Annotated in this window: 13 protein-coding genes; 5 read left to right on the forward strand and 8 right to left on the reverse strand. The window is 47.2% G+C overall.

Annotation, left to right across the window (positions count from 1 at the left end):
* From EXIG_RS11085 to zapA, 4 genes are read right to left on the reverse strand one after another with little or no spacing between them, the layout of a single operon-like run.
* Positions 1–2,367 carry an endonuclease MutS2 gene (locus EXIG_RS11085; protein ID WP_012371040.1) on the reverse strand — a complete coding sequence of 789 codons (2,367 nt, stop codon included), beginning with the start codon at positions 2,365–2,367 and terminating at the stop codon, positions 1–3.
* Positions 2,368–4,083 carry a DNA polymerase/3'-5' exonuclease PolX gene (polX, locus tag EXIG_RS11090; RefSeq protein ID WP_012371041.1) on the reverse strand — a complete coding sequence of 572 codons (1,716 nt, stop codon included), beginning with the start codon at positions 4,081–4,083 and terminating at the stop codon, positions 2,368–2,370. It abuts the gene before it with no gap.
* A 45-nt stretch (positions 4,084–4,128) separates the two neighbouring features.
* Positions 4,129–4,674: a CvpA family protein gene (locus EXIG_RS11095; RefSeq protein ID WP_234944533.1), complete on the reverse strand. Its 546-nt coding sequence runs from the start codon at positions 4,672–4,674 to the stop codon at positions 4,129–4,131.
* A gap of 5 nt (positions 4,675–4,679) precedes the next feature.
* Complete coding sequence (zapA, locus tag EXIG_RS11100) at positions 4,680–4,916, reverse strand: cell division protein ZapA (RefSeq protein WP_012371043.1); 237 nt, start codon at positions 4,914–4,916, stop codon at positions 4,680–4,682.
* A gap of 119 nt (positions 4,917–5,035) precedes the next feature.
* Here zapA and rnhC point away from each other — a divergent pair, with 119 nt between their 5' ends.
* Positions 5,036–5,956: a ribonuclease HIII gene (gene rnhC / locus EXIG_RS11105; protein WP_012371044.1), complete on the forward strand. Its 921-nt coding sequence runs from the start codon at positions 5,036–5,038 to the stop codon at positions 5,954–5,956.
* Between the two features lie 18 nt (positions 5,957–5,974).
* On the opposite strand, the gene EXIG_RS11110 is transcribed toward rnhC, so the two are convergent.
* Entirely contained in the window at positions 5,975–7,444 is a 1,470-nt protein-coding gene (locus tag EXIG_RS11110) for a UDP-N-acetylmuramoyl-L-alanyl-D-glutamate--2,6-diaminopimelate ligase (RefSeq protein WP_012371045.1), read from the reverse strand.
* A 276-nt stretch (positions 7,445–7,720) separates the two neighbouring features.
* On the opposite strand from EXIG_RS11110, the gene EXIG_RS11115 reads away from it, so the two are divergent.
* The 4 genes from EXIG_RS11115 to EXIG_RS11130 all read left to right on the forward strand — a co-directional run bounded on the left by EXIG_RS11115 (position 7,721) and on the right by EXIG_RS11130 (position 11,457).
* Positions 7,721–8,383: a response regulator transcription factor gene (locus EXIG_RS11115; RefSeq protein WP_012371046.1), complete on the forward strand. Its 663-nt coding sequence runs from the start codon at positions 7,721–7,723 to the stop codon at positions 8,381–8,383.
* Positions 8,367–9,770: a HAMP domain-containing sensor histidine kinase gene (locus tag EXIG_RS11120; RefSeq protein ID WP_012371047.1), complete on the forward strand. Its 1,404-nt coding sequence runs from the start codon at positions 8,367–8,369 to the stop codon at positions 9,768–9,770. The genes EXIG_RS11115 and EXIG_RS11120 overlap by 17 nt, the downstream gene beginning before the upstream one ends.
* 68 nt (positions 9,771–9,838) lie before the next feature.
* Positions 9,839–10,276: a MarR family winged helix-turn-helix transcriptional regulator gene (locus EXIG_RS11125; protein ID WP_012371048.1), complete on the forward strand. Its 438-nt coding sequence runs from the start codon at positions 9,839–9,841 to the stop codon at positions 10,274–10,276.
* Entirely contained in the window at positions 10,273–11,457 is a 1,185-nt protein-coding gene (locus EXIG_RS11130) for an MFS transporter (RefSeq protein WP_012371049.1), read from the forward strand. The genes EXIG_RS11125 and EXIG_RS11130 overlap by 4 nt, the downstream gene beginning before the upstream one ends.
* A 171-nt stretch (positions 11,458–11,628) precedes the next feature.
* Here the strand turns inward: EXIG_RS11130 and EXIG_RS11135 are convergent, their stop codons facing one another.
* The 3 genes from EXIG_RS11135 to pheT form a co-directional block, all read right to left on the reverse strand.
* Positions 11,629–12,321, reverse strand: coding sequence for an ABC transporter ATP-binding protein (locus tag EXIG_RS11135; protein ID WP_012371050.1), 693 nt, complete (start codon positions 12,319–12,321; stop codon positions 11,629–11,631).
* A 4-nt stretch (positions 12,322–12,325) separates the two neighbouring features.
* Entirely contained in the window at positions 12,326–13,753 is a 1,428-nt protein-coding gene (locus tag EXIG_RS11140; protein ID WP_012371051.1) for an ABC transporter permease, read from the reverse strand.
* A 183-nt stretch (positions 13,754–13,936) separates the two neighbouring features.
* Positions 13,937–16,333, reverse strand: a complete 2,397-nt coding sequence (gene pheT, locus EXIG_RS11145) for a phenylalanine--tRNA ligase subunit beta (RefSeq protein ID WP_012371052.1) — start codon at positions 16,331–16,333, stop codon at positions 13,937–13,939.
* Positions 16,334–16,342 lie beyond the last annotated feature (9 nt).

Consider the following 16,342-nt stretch of genomic DNA (forward strand, 5'->3'; position numbering starts at 1 on the left):
TCATTTCAATTCGATGATTGTCACACCATGTCCACCTTCACCCTGACCGCCTAAGCGATGGGTTTTGACATGACGGTTTCCACGAAGGTATTCTTGTACTCCTTGACGCATCGCTCCTGTTCCAAGACCATGGATGACACGAATCTGTTCGTAGTTGGACAGCAGTGCCTGATCCATGAACCGATCGAGTTTTGCCAGTCCTTCCTCGACCCGGACACCGCGTAAATCCAACTCGGCTGAAGCAGCAGACTGCTTCGTGATACTTGTTCCGCCAGATCGTTTTTTGGTTTTCGAAGCCGATTTGACTTCCCCGACCTTGGCTAAATCACTCGGCTTGACGTTTACTTTCATGATTCCGACCTGTACTGTATATTCACCATTTGAATTTTGATTGATGATATATCCTTTTTGGTTAAAGGTCGTTACTTTTACTTCTTCGCCTTTGGCAAAGACCGGAGCCTGATTGGTTTTTGCTTTGACCTTGGCAATCCGTTGATCTTGCAACGAAGGTTTCGCTTGCTCGAGCTGTTTCCGGGCTTCAATCAGTTCGTGCTCTTTGACAGCTCCCGCGTCCCGTAATTCTTTCAGGCGCTTAATGACAGCTTCTGCTTCTTTTTGTGCCCGTTCGACGGCACGCGTTGCTTTTTCTTCTGCTTTGGCGAGAATTTCATTTTTCTCTTGATGAATCTCCGCCTGTTCCCGCTCGAACTCTTCCCGTTCTTCCACCAATCGTTGTTGTTCCTGCAGCAATTCCCGTTCCAAGGATTCAGCACGTTGTTTCGCTTCTTCCAGCCGTCCGATCATCGTTTCGACGGACTGCGCATCCGTTCCAACTTGATCACGGGCCGCATCGATGACACGGTCCTCTAGCCCAAGCCGTTTCGAAATTTCAAAGGCATTGGAACGTCCAGGTACACCAATCAGTAACCGGTACGTTGGACTAAGCGACTCGACATCAAACTCCATCGAGGCGTTCACGACACCTTCCCGGTTGTAACCGTATGCTTTCAGCTCCGAATAGTGAGTCGTCGCAGCGACACGCGCCCCGCGTCGTTTCACTTCATCCAAGATGGCAATCGCAAGCGCCGCCCCTTCTGTCGGATCCGTTCCCGCACCGAGTTCATCAAACAGGACAAGACTCATGAAATCAATTTTCCCCATCATTGAAACGATGTTCGTCATATGAGAACTAAACGTCGACAAGTTTTGTTCAATGGACTGTTCATCTCCGATGTCGGCATAAATCGCATCAAAGACACTCAACTCCGTCTCGTCCGCTGCCGGAACGTATAAACCGGATTGAACCATCAATTGCAGTAGTCCAATCGTTTTCAACGTGACGGTTTTCCCGCCGGTGTTCGGTCCGGTGATGACGAGTGAGGTGAATTCCCCGCCAAGCGACACGGTAATCGGAACGACCTCATCATCCGGAATGAACGGATGACGCGCTTCTTTCAGGACGATGTGGCGATTTTCATTTAAACGTGGTTCGACGGCACGAATCGTGTGTCCGTATAACGCTTTTGCCATGATGAAATCGAGCTCCGCCAGGACGTCGACGTTGATGCGAAGCGAATCGCCGACTGAGCCGACAAGCGCTGAAAGTTGAGCTAAAATCCGTTCGATTTCTGCCCGCTCTTTGAGGCGTGCTTCCTGGATTTCATTGTTGGCCGCAACGACGGCTTGCGGTTCGATGAACAGTGTCGCACCGGATGCCGATTGGTCATGGACGATTCCGCCAAAGGCTTGACGGTACTCCTGCTTGACCGGCACACAGTAACGGTCATTTCGCATCGTGACGATGGCATCGGACAACATCTTCGACTTATTGCGTAAGACGCCGTCGATTTTCGACCGGACTTGACCTTCGAGTGAGCGAAGCTGACTCCGTAAAGCCCGAAGTTTGTCGCTTGCCGAGTCTTGAACCGTTCCCTGGTCATCAATCGCATGACGAATACCCTGTTCGATTTCCACCAGCTTTGTAATCTGCTCAATCCGGCTGTCAAGCGCCGGTAAGCGGAGATCCGGATGATCTTCATGCAGACGTTCCTGGAAAGCCTTGACTTGACGTCCGGAATAGACGACGTCTGCCACTGCAAGTAACTCACTGGTTGAGAGGACAGATCCGATTTCCGCCCGCTTGACTTCACTGCGGACATCCGTCAGTCCGCCAAATGGATAACGGTCGCGCAATCGGTAAACGGTCGTCGCTTCTGTCGTCAAAGCGAGTAACGCTTTCACCTGCTCAAAATCTTCCGCCGGCTCCATTTTCCGCACGAACTGAGCCCCCAGTGAACTGGCGGTTTGTTTGGCGAGTAGTTCTTTTAATTTATCGTATTCTAATACACGTAGTGCATTGGCATTCATTTACTTCACTCCTAAACGTTTTCGGTCAAAAAAGGCACGTGCTTCTTTGGCAGTCCACGTATTGATGACATCAGATGGTTCCAAATATGCTTTACGTGCATGAAGGACCCCAAGTTTCATATCTTCCAACATTTCCGGACGATGGGTATCGGTGTTGATCATCAGTTTGACTCCAGCTGCCTTCGCTTTCGCCAGTGACGAGGCGGTTAAATCAAACCGTCCGGGATTCGCATTCATTTCCAGTGCCGTCCCGGTTTCAGCCGCCAGTTCGACCAGTCGATCGATGTTGACTGCATATCCATCCCGGCGTCCGATAATGCGTCCGGTCGGATGGGCAATCAAAGAGACATACGGATTGCGGCAGGCATTTTCAAGACGTTGCATGATTTCCTCTTCCGTCTGATCAAACTTCGAATGGATCGAAGCGATGACGTAATCCATTTCTTTTAAGAAGTCATCCTCATAATCGAGTGATCCGTCCGGTAGAATATCCATCTCAACACCGCATAAAATCGTCATCTCCGGATGTTTCTTTCGTGCCGCTTCAATTTCGACGCGCTGTTTCCGCAATCGTTCTTCCGTCAATCCATTGACGAACTTCATATATTTACTGTGATCGGTAATGGCCATCCAGGAGTATCCCCGTGCCGCACAGGCATCAACCAGTTCATCAACGGATAACGTACCGTCCGACCACGTTGTATGCATATGGACATCTGCTTGAATGTCCTTTTCCTGAATCAACATATTTAAATCCGCTTCGAACTCCTGACGTCCTACCCGCAGTTCCGGCGGGATGAACGGCAGGTCATAACGGGCAAACAGTTCCTGTTCCGTTTTCGGTTGGAACAGTCCGTCTTTCGTTTCGACTCCGTATTCCGAGATACTTTCACCGCGTTCTTTCGCCAGTTGCCGCATCCGGACATTATGATCTTTTGATCCCGTAAAGTGATGTAACGTCGAAGCAAATGCCAAGTCGTCCACTAATCGGAAATCAACTGCGATGTAAGCATCATCCCGCTTCAAAACGATTGAGACTTTGGTGTCCCCGGCAGCAATGATTTCATCGATTTGTTCAATTTCAAGTAATTGCGCCTTCACTTCTTTTGGATGGTCCGTCGAGATGATGAAATCGAGATCCTTACACGTCTCTTCCGCGCGCCGGAAACTGCCCCCGACTTCAAAACGGATGATTTGATCGATCCCGGCTAACGTCCGCTCCAGCTCACTGACACTCTTTCGCATGACACCGTACGGTAACCGTTCCGGCCGTGTCTCAAATGTTTCCAGTGCCTTACTGTATTTTTCCACGGTCTTTTTCCCGAAGCCCGGCATTGCTTCCACTGTACCATCTGCCAGTTTCTCAGCGAAGGAATCTGCATCAATGACACCGACTTCATGCAGTTTCGCGAGTTTCTTTCCACCAAGTCCCGGAATCTTCAGTAAGGCAATCAATCCTTCCGGGACCTGTTGCTCAAGTTCCGTCAATGCGGTACTCGTTCCGGTTTCACGGAATTCCTCAAGGACCGTTGCCGTTCCTTTTCCGATTCCTTTCATCGCTGTAAAGTCTTCGATCGCCATGAAATCAAGTTCCGCTGCTTCGAGCAGACTTGCTGCCTTTCGAAACGCATTGATCTTAAACGGGTTTTCACCTTTTACTTCGAGATAAACTGAAATTCGTTCCAAATGTCGAATCGCATCTTGTGTCGTCCGCATGTTCAATTCTCCCCTCAAAAAAAGCTCCCATTCAACGGGAGCACGTTATTTTATCAAACCGACTTTTTGCATTAACCAATCTGCGAGGACCGGTGTATGTTGAATCATAAATGACGCTAAACTTGAATCTGCAATGGCATCTTGAATGGACTGAATCGGTGCAAAGGCTGCCAGGAACAAAACCAGGAAGATGAAGATATACATCTCGATGAATCCGAAGATACCTCCCAAGAGACCTTTGACCTGCTTGAGAACTGGAATGTTCGTCAGTGAATCAAACATTGCGATGATAATCGATAACACGATTTTCGTCGCAAAAAACAAGACGATGAACCAAAAGGCTTTATAAAATACTTCATCCAAACCAACCGAACTCGGGATGGAGAACATCGTTAAATCAATTCCGGCATCATCCAGCGTTGATGGGTAAGGAATCCATAACTTGAACTTCTCGGCCAACTCATCGTAAAACGACAAAGCGACAATAAACGAGATGATCAGGCTTAATAAATGACCTGCCTGTAACACAACACCCCGACGGACACCCGTCATCGTGCCTAAAGCTAAAAACAGTAAGATAACAAGAGACATCATGTTTAAAGTTCACCCAAATTCTTTTTGATTTTGACATAGTCACTACCGATATTGAGAGCTGCTAGAACAGCAATTTGTCGCACGTCGAGTTGTGGTGCCTGGTCTCTGATTTCACGAATTTTTGTATCCACGAGGAGACCCACTTCGCGAACATGTTCAGGTGACTCCGTTCCGACAATCGTATAATCATTTCCTGCAATATGAATCGTCGTCCGGTTCAACCCTTCTGAATCAGCCATTTTCCTGTCCTCCTCATACTTTGCTTCTTTCATATAGTACCATCATTTTTGAAATAGGAAAAGAAGTCCACCATCCGACTTAAGGATGGTATGCTTATTTTCGAAAGGGTGATCATGTCATGGGAACAGTCGTTTTAAAGCTAACAAAAGAAAAACAGGAAACCGTCATTTCCGATTTCACGCGTCATCAAGTTTCGCCTCCGCCTTATGCACGATTCGCCGCACGAACGGCCGGATGTATCGTGACCGTCTATAACTCGGGAAAAGTCATGTTTCAAGGACAGGAAGCTGAAACTGTCGCTGTACGTTACGGTTCGCCGATAGCAAAAAAAACCGTTTCTCCGGCAAGCGGCTCTTTACCAGAAGGATTTGCCAACTGGTCGGTCGTCGGCAGTGACGAAGTCGGAAAAGGTGACTTTTTTGGTCCTTTAGTCGTCGTTGCCGCTTACGTTGACAAAACGAAAATCGAACTGGTCCGGGAGCTCGGAGTCCGCGACTCTAAAAACGTCTCCGATCCGGAAATCCGAACGATTGCTCGTGATTTGCATGCTGTGATTCCTTATGAATACCGGATCCTGCACAATCCGGATTACAATCGAATGCAACGGACGATGACACAGGGCAAGATGACCGCCCTGCTTCATAATTCCGCGCTCAATGGATTACTCACTCGACTGGATGAACCGCCGCAAGCCATCCTGATTGATCAATTCGCTGAAAAAGCTGTCTACTACAAACATCTTTCCGGAGAGACGAACCAGGTCAAGGACAACGTCTACTTTTCGACGAAGGCGGAAGGAATCCACGTCGCCGTCGCCGCCGCCTCAATTTTGGCACGGGCCATCTTCTTAAAAGAGATGGATCAGTTGAGCCGCCAGACCGGGACGGAGATCCCGAAAGGTGCCGGTGCAAAAGTCGATCAGGTCGCTGCTTCGCTCTTATTAAGATACGGTCCTGAACGTTTACAGGAATGGACAAAATATCATTTCGCCAATACTAAAAAAGCGGAAGCTTTAGCTAAGAAAAGAAACCGACCATAATGAAAAATGGTCGGTTTTTTACATGGCCGTCTCCTGACCGGATAACCGAATCAGTTCATCGGTTAAAATCTTGACTTCATCGAACGGCACGTGCTCCGTCCCAATCTGTTCGAACCGTTCATGCCCTTTCCCGACAATGACCATCCGCTTCCCGGTCAATGCAACCTTTGCTGCAATCTGGAGTGCTTCTTTTCGCGACTCATGACAGGTGATGATTTTTCGAGGCGGTATCTCTACCAGAAGCTCTTTAATGATTTGTTGCGGCTGTTCCCGCCTCGGATCATGTACCGTCACGATGATTCCCTCGCAATACTGACCGGCAATCCGTCCCATCACCGCTCGTTTGGAACGATCTCGTTCCCCTGCTGCACTCAGCACCATATATAAAGGTTCGCCCGGAACAGACAATGCTTTCAAACACTTCTCCAATCCGTCCGGTGTGTGCGCATAATCAATGTATACTTCGCACCCTTCAAACGGAATCTGTTCCAAACGTCCTTTCGGAAGACGAAGTTCCGGTATATGGCGGATCAGCTGATACATATTAACGTTACCTGCCTGCATCAGTCCGATGGCCGCCGCAAGATTCGCAGCATTGAAATCGCCGAGAAGAAAGACAGGAACTTCCGTCACTGTCCCGTCAATCCGGACACTGACAGTCTCCTCTTTCCACTCCACTGTGATTGGTGCTTCAGACAGCGCTTTTGTTGCGTACCAGATGACAGGCACGCCTTCTGCCGCTTTTTCCATGACTCGACTCTTCGGATCAGCCTCATTTAGAATGACCGCTTGCCCTCCGCTCGTTGCAACTTGTTTGAACACCAAGGCTTTTGCCTGCGCGTATTCCTCCATCGAGGCATGGTAATCAAGGTGATCGTGTGTCAGGTTCGTAAACGCTGCGGCATGAAACTTTACCCCTTCCACGCGACCTTCCATTAAAGCGTGCGAAGAAACCTCGAGTACACAATCGGTGACCCCCTGCTCGACCATCTGGTATAACAGACGATGCAAAATGATAGCTTCCGGTGTTGTATTCGGTGTATCGATCATTTCTCCGTCAATCATCGCTCCGATTGTGCTGATCATCCCTGCCTTCTGTCCGGCAGCACGAAATAAATCGTATGTCAGTTTGGTCGTCGTCGTTTTCCCGTTCGTACCCGTTATTCCATAAACCTTCAACTTGTGACTCGGATGATCGTAAAATAAATCCGCCACTTTTCCGGCTGCATGTTTTGTATCCTGTAATAGGACGACGGGAACTTCCACTCCGTCGATGGGTTCTTCCGCTAAAATCGCAACGGCTCCGTTTGCAACGGCCTCTTCAGCGTACTGGTGTCCATCAACGGTATAGCCGCGGACACAAATATACAGACAGCCTTTTGTCACTTCACGCGAGTCTGTTGCGATGCCCGTGATGGAAGGATTTACTTCGCATGTGAGATGAAATGGCGCAATTAATTCGGACAGGTGTTTATCTAAAAGATTCATGATGTATGTTCTCTCCTCCTGAGTTTAAACGAACAGCGACAGTATTCTGACGGGCTTTACCGGTGAACTACTCACCACTTATTTGCTTCGCAAATTGAAGTTTCCTTTTGATTCGTTACACTGATTGTATCCAACAATCTCAGTCTTGAAAAACAGGGCGATTCATCTTCCACCTATGCTGGGCTTCGCCCTGAGACGCTTAGAGGTGGGAGAATTCTCGCTAAATTCAGTTAAACTTCAGATAATGATGGTACAACTAAGTATGAGGTGAAAAAAATGACACATATTTTAATTGCGGAAGATGAATTTGATATCCGCGAACTCTTAACTGAACTGCTTGAATCGAGCGGCTATCATGTCACAAGTGCCGCTAACGGAATGGAGGCACTTAAGCTGCATCAGTCAGCGACATTCGATTTGATGATACTGGATATCATGATGCCTTATCTGGACGGTTTTGAAGTCGCGCAACAGGTTCGAAAAACGTCTCAAACGCCGATTATCTTTTTGACCGCTTTACAAGATGAAGACAATCAAGTAAAAGGGTTTGACCTTGGGATCGATGACTATATTGCCAAACCCTTTTCCTTACGCATTTTATTGCGCAGAATCGAAGCCGTCATTCGACGAATCCGGACGAATGACGAAGAACAGCTCTCTTTCCGTGAAATTACCCTATTTCCGGCAAGCTATAACGTTTTAATTTCTGGTAACGCTGTTATTTTGACGTTAAAAGAGTTTCAAATCCTTCATTTATTGTTGGAAAATCCAGGTCGAGTACTGGAACGAGAACAACTGATTCAACAATTATGGGGATTTGACGCTTTTGGGGATACACGTTTTTTAGATACACACATTAAAAACCTTCGCAAAAAAATCAACGTTCCCTACATTCAGACCGTAAAAGGAGTCGGATATAAACTTGAAGCGACTAATTAAACGCCATCGGATAACGTGGAAGTTGTTTTCATTAACGGTTAGTTTGCTGATGATTGCCGTCCTGTCGACTGTCGGCTTTCTATATGCAACATTACCGTCTTATTATCAAAGCTACCGGGAAGATCAGTTTCATACAACGATGTTAACGATCCAACAGACCGCTCAAAAAAAATCCAGTGCCCAATTGATTACGGAGCTCGACCGTCTATCGGATCAAGGAATTCGTTTTTCTCTTTGGACGGAAACCAATCAGTTGTATTATGCACCCGGCTTTGAACGGAGTCCTCTCCGGCAAGCGCGTCCTGTTTCTGACAATGCGCCAAAAGGTATGATTCAAGAATCCTTGACGCTCGACTTGACTGACCAGACTTTGATTTTAGAGGCCAATCAAATGATTCAACCGATTGATGAAGTGAAAAGTGTGATTTTGAATCTTGCCCCCTATATCGTTCTTCCGTTGCTGTTACTTGCTGCTTTAGCCGCTTTTTTGTATTCTCGAACCATTTCACGCCCTTTACTGACGATCAATCAAGCTACAAAAGAACTCGCCCACTTGAATTTTTCGGTACGGACACACCATACCTCGTCCGATGAATTAGGCGATTTATCAGAAAACATCAATCGTCTGGCAACAAAACTGGAATCGACGATGCAGTCGCTGCATACTTCGAACGAACGCTTGCGTCTCGAATCTGAAAAAGATCGGCAACGTGATGCGGAACGGCGTAATTTATTTTTAGCCATCTCACATGAGCTGAAGACACCGTTAACAATCATAAAAGGACAGGTTGAAGGGATGTCACTCAATCTAGGAGCTTACCGGGATCGCGATTATTATTTGGAACGCGCCGGACAAGTCATTGAAAATATGGAGCGATTGGTTGCAGAACTTCTTGAAGTCGCCCGCGTCGAACAAATAGAAGTCAAAAAACATGATATCTCCCTGCATGAAATCCTACAGCAACAACTACGACCACTTGAGAACCTGATTACGGAGCGTCGACTGGACGTCACAGTAACCGGAAATGATGCTTGGATTCAGAGTGATCCTTCTTTGTTGGGTCGTGCCCTTCATAATGTACTCATGAACGCCGTCTCTTACACCGCTGTCACGGGAAACATCCAAATTTCGACAGACACAACGGATACAGCTGTCGTCTTGACGATTACCAATGAACCAACCGTTCAAGATACAAGTGAAACCGCAAACTGGTTTGATCCTCTCGTTCGTTCGGAGCAATCCAGAAATCGGATTCATGGCGGGAGCGGTTTGGGTCTGTTCCTCGTTCGTCAAATCATGGACCGGCTCGAAATCATGACTCAAATCAACGGCTCAATCAATCAGGTCACGTTTCAAGCCGTCTTTGCGCTTCCTTCCGAAAAATAACTTGTCATCGTGTTACCGATTCGGTATACTCCTTTAAGTTAACTAGTTAACTTAAAGGAGTTTTTTATATGACCACGTTTCAAGAAGATCTGTTAGGGCAGTTATCCAAAGTAGCACGCCTCGCAAAACGTGACATCGATGCGGCGCTTCTGCCTTTTTCGTTACACACCGGACAATGGGGGTTAATCAAAGCGGTCGCCATTCTCGAACCCGTCTCGCAAGTTGCCTTATCCAAATACTTAGTCATTGAAAAACCCGCCGTCACCAAGACGGTTGCACGTCTTGAAGAGTTAGGCTACATCACGCGAACGGGTTCTGGACGTAAACGCCTGATTACTTTAACGCCTTCCGCCCGTCACGCTTATCGTGAAATCGATCAGGCCGTCCAGTCTGCTCATCATGCATTTCTGCAATCTGTATCATTCGACGATCAAAGCATCATTGCGGCAGTCATGACACAGTTACTCGCAACACACCGTCCAGATGAACAGGAGGATTCACTTTGAAAAACCGTTTATTTCATCGTCATTACGTACTGACTTTATTGATCAATCTGTTGTTATTCATTACGTTTTATTTACTCAATGCTTCACTTCCTTTACTTGCCGCTAAACAATTTGATGTTTCACAGGCTGCACTGGGTTGGGTCGTCACCAGCTTTATTTTAGCAACCGTTTGTTCCCGACCCTTGATTGGTCATTGGCTTGATCGCCACGATGTCAAACGGATGCTGTTGATTTCTGCATCATTGTTCACAATGATGAGTGTTTTGTATCTGTTGGTTCTTCCTCTGAATTCTTTTTTGTATCTCATCATCGTCCGTATTTTTCATGGTTTTAGCTTCGGCATGTTGTCTTCATCCATCAGCTTGGCCGTAACGACACTTATTCCGAAAACCCGTCAAGGTGAAGGGATGGGGTATTTTGTTTTATCCATGAATCTTGCCTCTGTTCTCGGACCGGTCATCGGACTTAGTTTGATTCAGCATGATGCCTTTTTCCTTTATTTCATCACGGTCGCATCGCTCGCATTCGTTTCATTCGTTCTGATGATTCGCTTACCGTTAACGAGTCAACATGTACCGAATACGCGCGTCTTCCGGCTTCATCAATCACTTTTCTTATCCCGTCCGTTATTATTGTTTGCCACTGTTTTAGCCGGTGTCGCCATCTCCAGTACAGCGGCTTTCATTTCATTGTATACGGATTCAATTGGTCACATTTCTTACGCGTCTTACTTTTATGCCCTCGTCGCACTTGGCATGGTAGCAATCCGTCCGCTTGCCGGCAAATGGTTTGACCAAAAAGGACCGGGTTTCGTTTTATTTCCTTCTTTCCTGCTGTATAGTCTAGGTTTTATTCTCTTAGGCGTTTTCCCTTCGTTACCCGGGTTACTTTTGGCTGCACTCATCATCGGAATCGGATCTGCTTCGATTTTCCCCGGACTCCAGACTGTCATGCTGACCTACGCTGCACCACATCAAAAAGGAAAAGCCATTTCTACCTTTTTCTTGGCTTATGACAGCGGATTTGGTCTTGGCGCATTATTACTGTCGGGCCTTGCTGCCAAAATCGGTTACTCGAACATGTTTTTGTTTTGCAGTATCATCGTTCTTACAAGTGGTTTCATCTACTTCATTTTCAATCGTCGAAACGAACCACCGCATGAGCAGGAACTTGCTTCATGATGTTTAGATTTTATCCGGAAAGAAGATCGGTGGTTCACCTCCCACTTTCTTTTCGTTTAGAATCGGCAGTCCTCTCACCTAATTGGGGTAGATACAAAAAAGCACCGGCTGCCTTCCTGTTCTGTCAAGAACAAGAAGATGGCCGGTGTATTCTGTCTCCCGGAATAATGGTCATACCGTCTGAGGCTCGGCATTTGTTCTGATTCGGAAGTGTTGTTGTTTCAATTCGATGATATGATCTGCTGCACGGGCAACTTCCGCTGAATGTGTCACGGTAATAATACAACGATTCGATTCATGTGCAAGTCGTTTAAACAGTTCAATGATATCGGCAGCTGTTTTTTCATCCAGAGCACCGGTCGGCTCATCTGCCAAAATGATCGGCGCCTCCGTTGCCAGTGCACGGGCAATAGCTACACGTTGCTGTTGACCGCCACTTAGTTGAAGCACTTTTTTCTCGGCATGTGTTTCATCTAGTCCGACTTGAGCGAGCAGATCTAAAGCGTGACTTCTTTTCGATTTGACCTTTCTCCCACTCAATTCCAGCGCCACGATGATATTGTCAATCGCATTCAGATACGTCAGTAAATTAAAGGCTTGAAATACGGTTGCAGCATGACGTGAGCGGTATCTTGTTAAACCAATTTTTCGCAAGTCTCGTCCATCATACTCAATTTGTCCTTCAGTAGGTGAATCGAGACCACTCAGCAAACTGAGTGCAGTCGTTTTCCCAGATCCCGATTCGCCAAGAACAGCGTAAAAGTGACCGGCTTTAAATTCAATCGATACATTTTTTAAGATATGTTGAATCTTACTTCCCGATGTATAGGCATACGAGACATCATTCATTTTTAAGATAGTCATTGGATTAATCCTCCCGTAACAAAATTTCTTTTGGATTCATACGCAGTAAGGCGACTGATGGGAACAGAACGGACAAGAAGACGATCAAGCTTCCGATCTCCATTACCTGAATTAGTGTCACCCAGTCGATATTAGTCGTCATTTCGGTGATTTGCGGAATACTGTTCAGCATTTGTTGTCCGGGACCGCCCGGACCTCCAAATCCGGTTTGTGTCGCAACCGTACTTGTTGCTTCCGTCACTTCTCGGCTGAGCAGTTGATCTGTCATAAACTGAGAGGTCATGCCGCCTGTTGCATATGTGATCAGGAAAGCAACCGTTGCAACCGCAAACGTCTCAATCAACAATTGTCCCATCAATTTGGAACGTTTTTCACCCATCGCAAGTAAAATCCCCATTTCTTTTCGGCGTTCACGAACAGACAATAAAATCAACAACGCTAAAATCAATCCCCCTGCAATGCTGACGAGATATACAACCGATTTAGAAAACGAAGCAACCTGTTCGATTGGTCCGACCATCTTTTGATAAGCCGCATCATTAGCATCAAGCATATACGTATCCCAGTCCAAATCACTTGCTGCAAGTTGCGCTTCTTTTTTAAAGGTCGCAATCGTTGCCGGATCTTTTAATGTATACACAACACTCGATACACTGACTTCTCCATCTTCTGTCGCAAAATCAGCTAACGTATCATTCGAGACATACATCTGGTTCATCGGATCCATGAAACCGGCGGCCTGGAAACCAGCATCGGATGTCGCTTCCGTCGATGACGACAGACCGATAATCGTCAATTTTTGAGATTGTTTTGTAGTCGTTGCTTTTAATTTAATCGTATCCCCGACCTTTAAATCGTTTTCTGATGCTAAGTTTTCATCAATGACGACACTGTTTTCAGGTGAATCGGTGGTCAACGCTTCCCCCTCGACTACTGTTAAGGTCCCTTCCGTGTAGGCATTTATCAGTTCCATACTCGTGACACCGTTCAGGGAAAAGTCAGGTGTTGTCATCCCTTCCGGCATCTCCATCGTACCAGGACCTTTTTGTTCGGAATCAGACGTTTCCGTCGATTCACTGGTTACTGGATCGACACTACTGGAAGTGGCGGTTGCTTGTGATAAGTAATTGACAGATTTGACTTCGCTGAGATTAGCAACCGCTTCAATCTCTTTCAGACTAATCGCCTGTTGTTCAGGTCGCCCCCGTTCTCCGGATGCTTGTCGTTCCTGCATCTGTTTTTGTCGGTCGACTTGAAGGGTGACGGTCGCTCCGAGTTCTTTTCGTGCTTCTTCCCCTGCATTTTTTGCAGCTTCCTGGATGGCAAATCCGGATAGCACAAGTGACCCAATCACTGTCAAGATGATCAGCATGATCAGCGTCTTTCCTTTTCGTGCAATAATACTTTTTCCTGCCCGTTTTAAAAAATTCATATATAAGCCTCCCTTTTTCTTCTGACTTCATCTTATCGAGCGGACCTGTAGCCAACCTGTAGTCCGACTGTATCTCAAGCGAAGAAAAAAATAGTTTATAGACATATCAAAAAGGGAGCTGGATTTTGATTCATCCAGCTCCCTTTTCCGGGTAATCATTCACTTTTAAAAAGGTATAAACGATTAAGAACGCAATTCGGCTTTAAACGATGATTGAAGGGCTTCAATGACTTGTTGATGAGCTGTCGTGACCTCTTCATCGACGAGTGTCCGTTCTTTATTTTGATAACGGAGCGAGAAGGCAAACGACTTCTGATCCGCTCCAACATTATCACCGGTATAGACATCAAACAGTTCCACTTGCTTCAATAATGGTCCTGCAGCTTGCATGATGACGGCTTCGACTTCGCTCGCAGATACAGAACGGTCGAGAACAATCGCGACGTCACGCGTCATTGACGGGAAACGTGAAATTTCCTGATAGACACGGGCTACTTTAGAGTGTAGTGCCATCGCATCGAGTTCGAAGACATAGACCTCCTTCAGACCGTATTCTTCTTTCGATAAGCCGGGGTGAACTTGTCCGACAAATCCAATCGCTTCCCCGTCAAGGAGAATTCGTGCCGTCCGGCCCGGGTGCATCGACTGCATTGCTGCCGCTTCATACGTTAACGGCACATCAAGCGCCTCAGCCAGCGTCTCGACGATTCCTTTTATGACAAAGAAGTCCGTTTTGACGTGCGTTCCGTGAACACGATGTTGCTCTGCCAGACCGACCATGATGCCTGCGAGCATTTCCTGTTCAAGCGGTAATGTCTCAAGTGAGGCATCACGTTGCAGATAAACACTTCCGAGTTCGTAGTAGGCAAGATCAGCATGTTGTCGTGCCACATTATGTTGTGCGACTTCCAGCAGTCCCGGAATCAAGGATGTCCGAAGCGTGGAACGGGCTTCACTGATCGGCATCGCCAATTTAACCGGATGCAAATCTTGCTGTTCATTGAATTGCATCGCACGTTGCTCACTTGTCAACGAGTACGTGATGGCTTGTGAAAGACCAGCACCTTGAAGAAGCTGACGCATCTTACGACGGTGTTGGTTACGTTTTGGTAAGAAACCGCGGCTTGCTTCGCGCGGCAGGCTCGACGTCAGCGCATCATATCCGTAAAGACGGGCAACCTCTTCCGCTAAATCGGCCGGAATCATCAAGTCTTGACGACGTGTCGGGACACTGACTGTCAATGCATCTGCCGACAATTCGACTTCAAGACCAAGACGCTCGAGCAGATCCTTCATGACCGTTCCTTCGATTTCCATACCAAGGCGGTGATTGATGTACGAAACACTGCCTTCAATCAGATGATCCTCCAGTTGAAGCGTACCGGCTTCAGCCGTTCCGGATAATACTGTACCTCCTGCCAGTTCAGCAATCAGCATCGCGGCCCGGTCCAGCGCTAACACGACACGACGCGGATCGACACCTTTTTCAAAACGCGAGCTCGAATCCGATCGAAGACCGAGAACACGGCTTGTTTTCCGAACCGATGTCGGTGCAAAATAGGCAGACTCAAGGACGATGGACGTCGTCGCAGAATCCACTTCCGTATTCGCGCCCCCCATGACACCGGCAAGCGCCACTGGACGTTCACCGTCTGTGATGACGAGCATCGACGGATCAAGTGTCCGTTCGACTTCATCAAGAGTTTGGAACGTTTCACCGGCTTTTGCCTGGCGAACGACGATTTGTTGCCCCAGTTTGTTGGCATCAAACGCATGCAACGGCTGTCCCGTCTCCAGCAAAACGAAGTTCGTGATGTCGACGACGTTGTTGATCGGGCGGATTCCGTTCGCGATTAGACGATTTTTTAACCAGAGCGGCGATTCCCCGATTGTAATATCGCGAATTTCACGGGCCGCATAAAACGTACAGGCTTCCGAATCCAGTTGAACAGTTACTGCAGTCGACGATGCTGCTTCCGGTACTTCGACAGACGGAAAAACAGGTGTCGTGTTCAAGATGCCGGCTACTTCATGCGCTACCCCATACATGCTCAAACAATCAGAACGGTTTGGCGTCAACCCGAGTTCCAGTACTTCATCGTGGAGTCCAAGCAATTCGAGGACATCTTGCCCGGGTGTGACCGGTTCACGGAACGTATGAATGCCGTCCTGTTCATCTTCCCGGATGTACTTCTTCTCGAAACCGAGTTCTTCAAGGGAACAAATCATTCCTTCCGAAACAACACCACGCAGTTTGGCACGCTTGATTTTAATGCCCGGCAGACGGGCTCCGACGCGGGCAACGATGACATCTTGTCCGGCATCGACATTCGGTGCACCGCAAACGATTTGAACCGGCTCTTCTTGTCCGATATCGACTGTCGTGACATTTAATTTATCCGCTTCCGGATGTTTTTCTTTCGTCAGGACACGACCGACGACGATATTGTTCAAGTCAGCGTCCCGAACCTCGACACCTTCGACTTCAATCCCGCTTTTTGTAATCAAGTCAGCCAATTCCTGACCTGTCTTATGACGAACATCAACAAATTCCTGCAACCATTGTTTTGAGACTAACATCTGTTTTCC

The sequence above is a fragment of the Exiguobacterium artemiae 255-15 genome, assembly GCF_000019905.1.
GTDB lineage: Bacteria > Bacillota > Bacilli > Exiguobacteriales > Exiguobacteriaceae > Exiguobacterium_A > Exiguobacterium_A artemiae.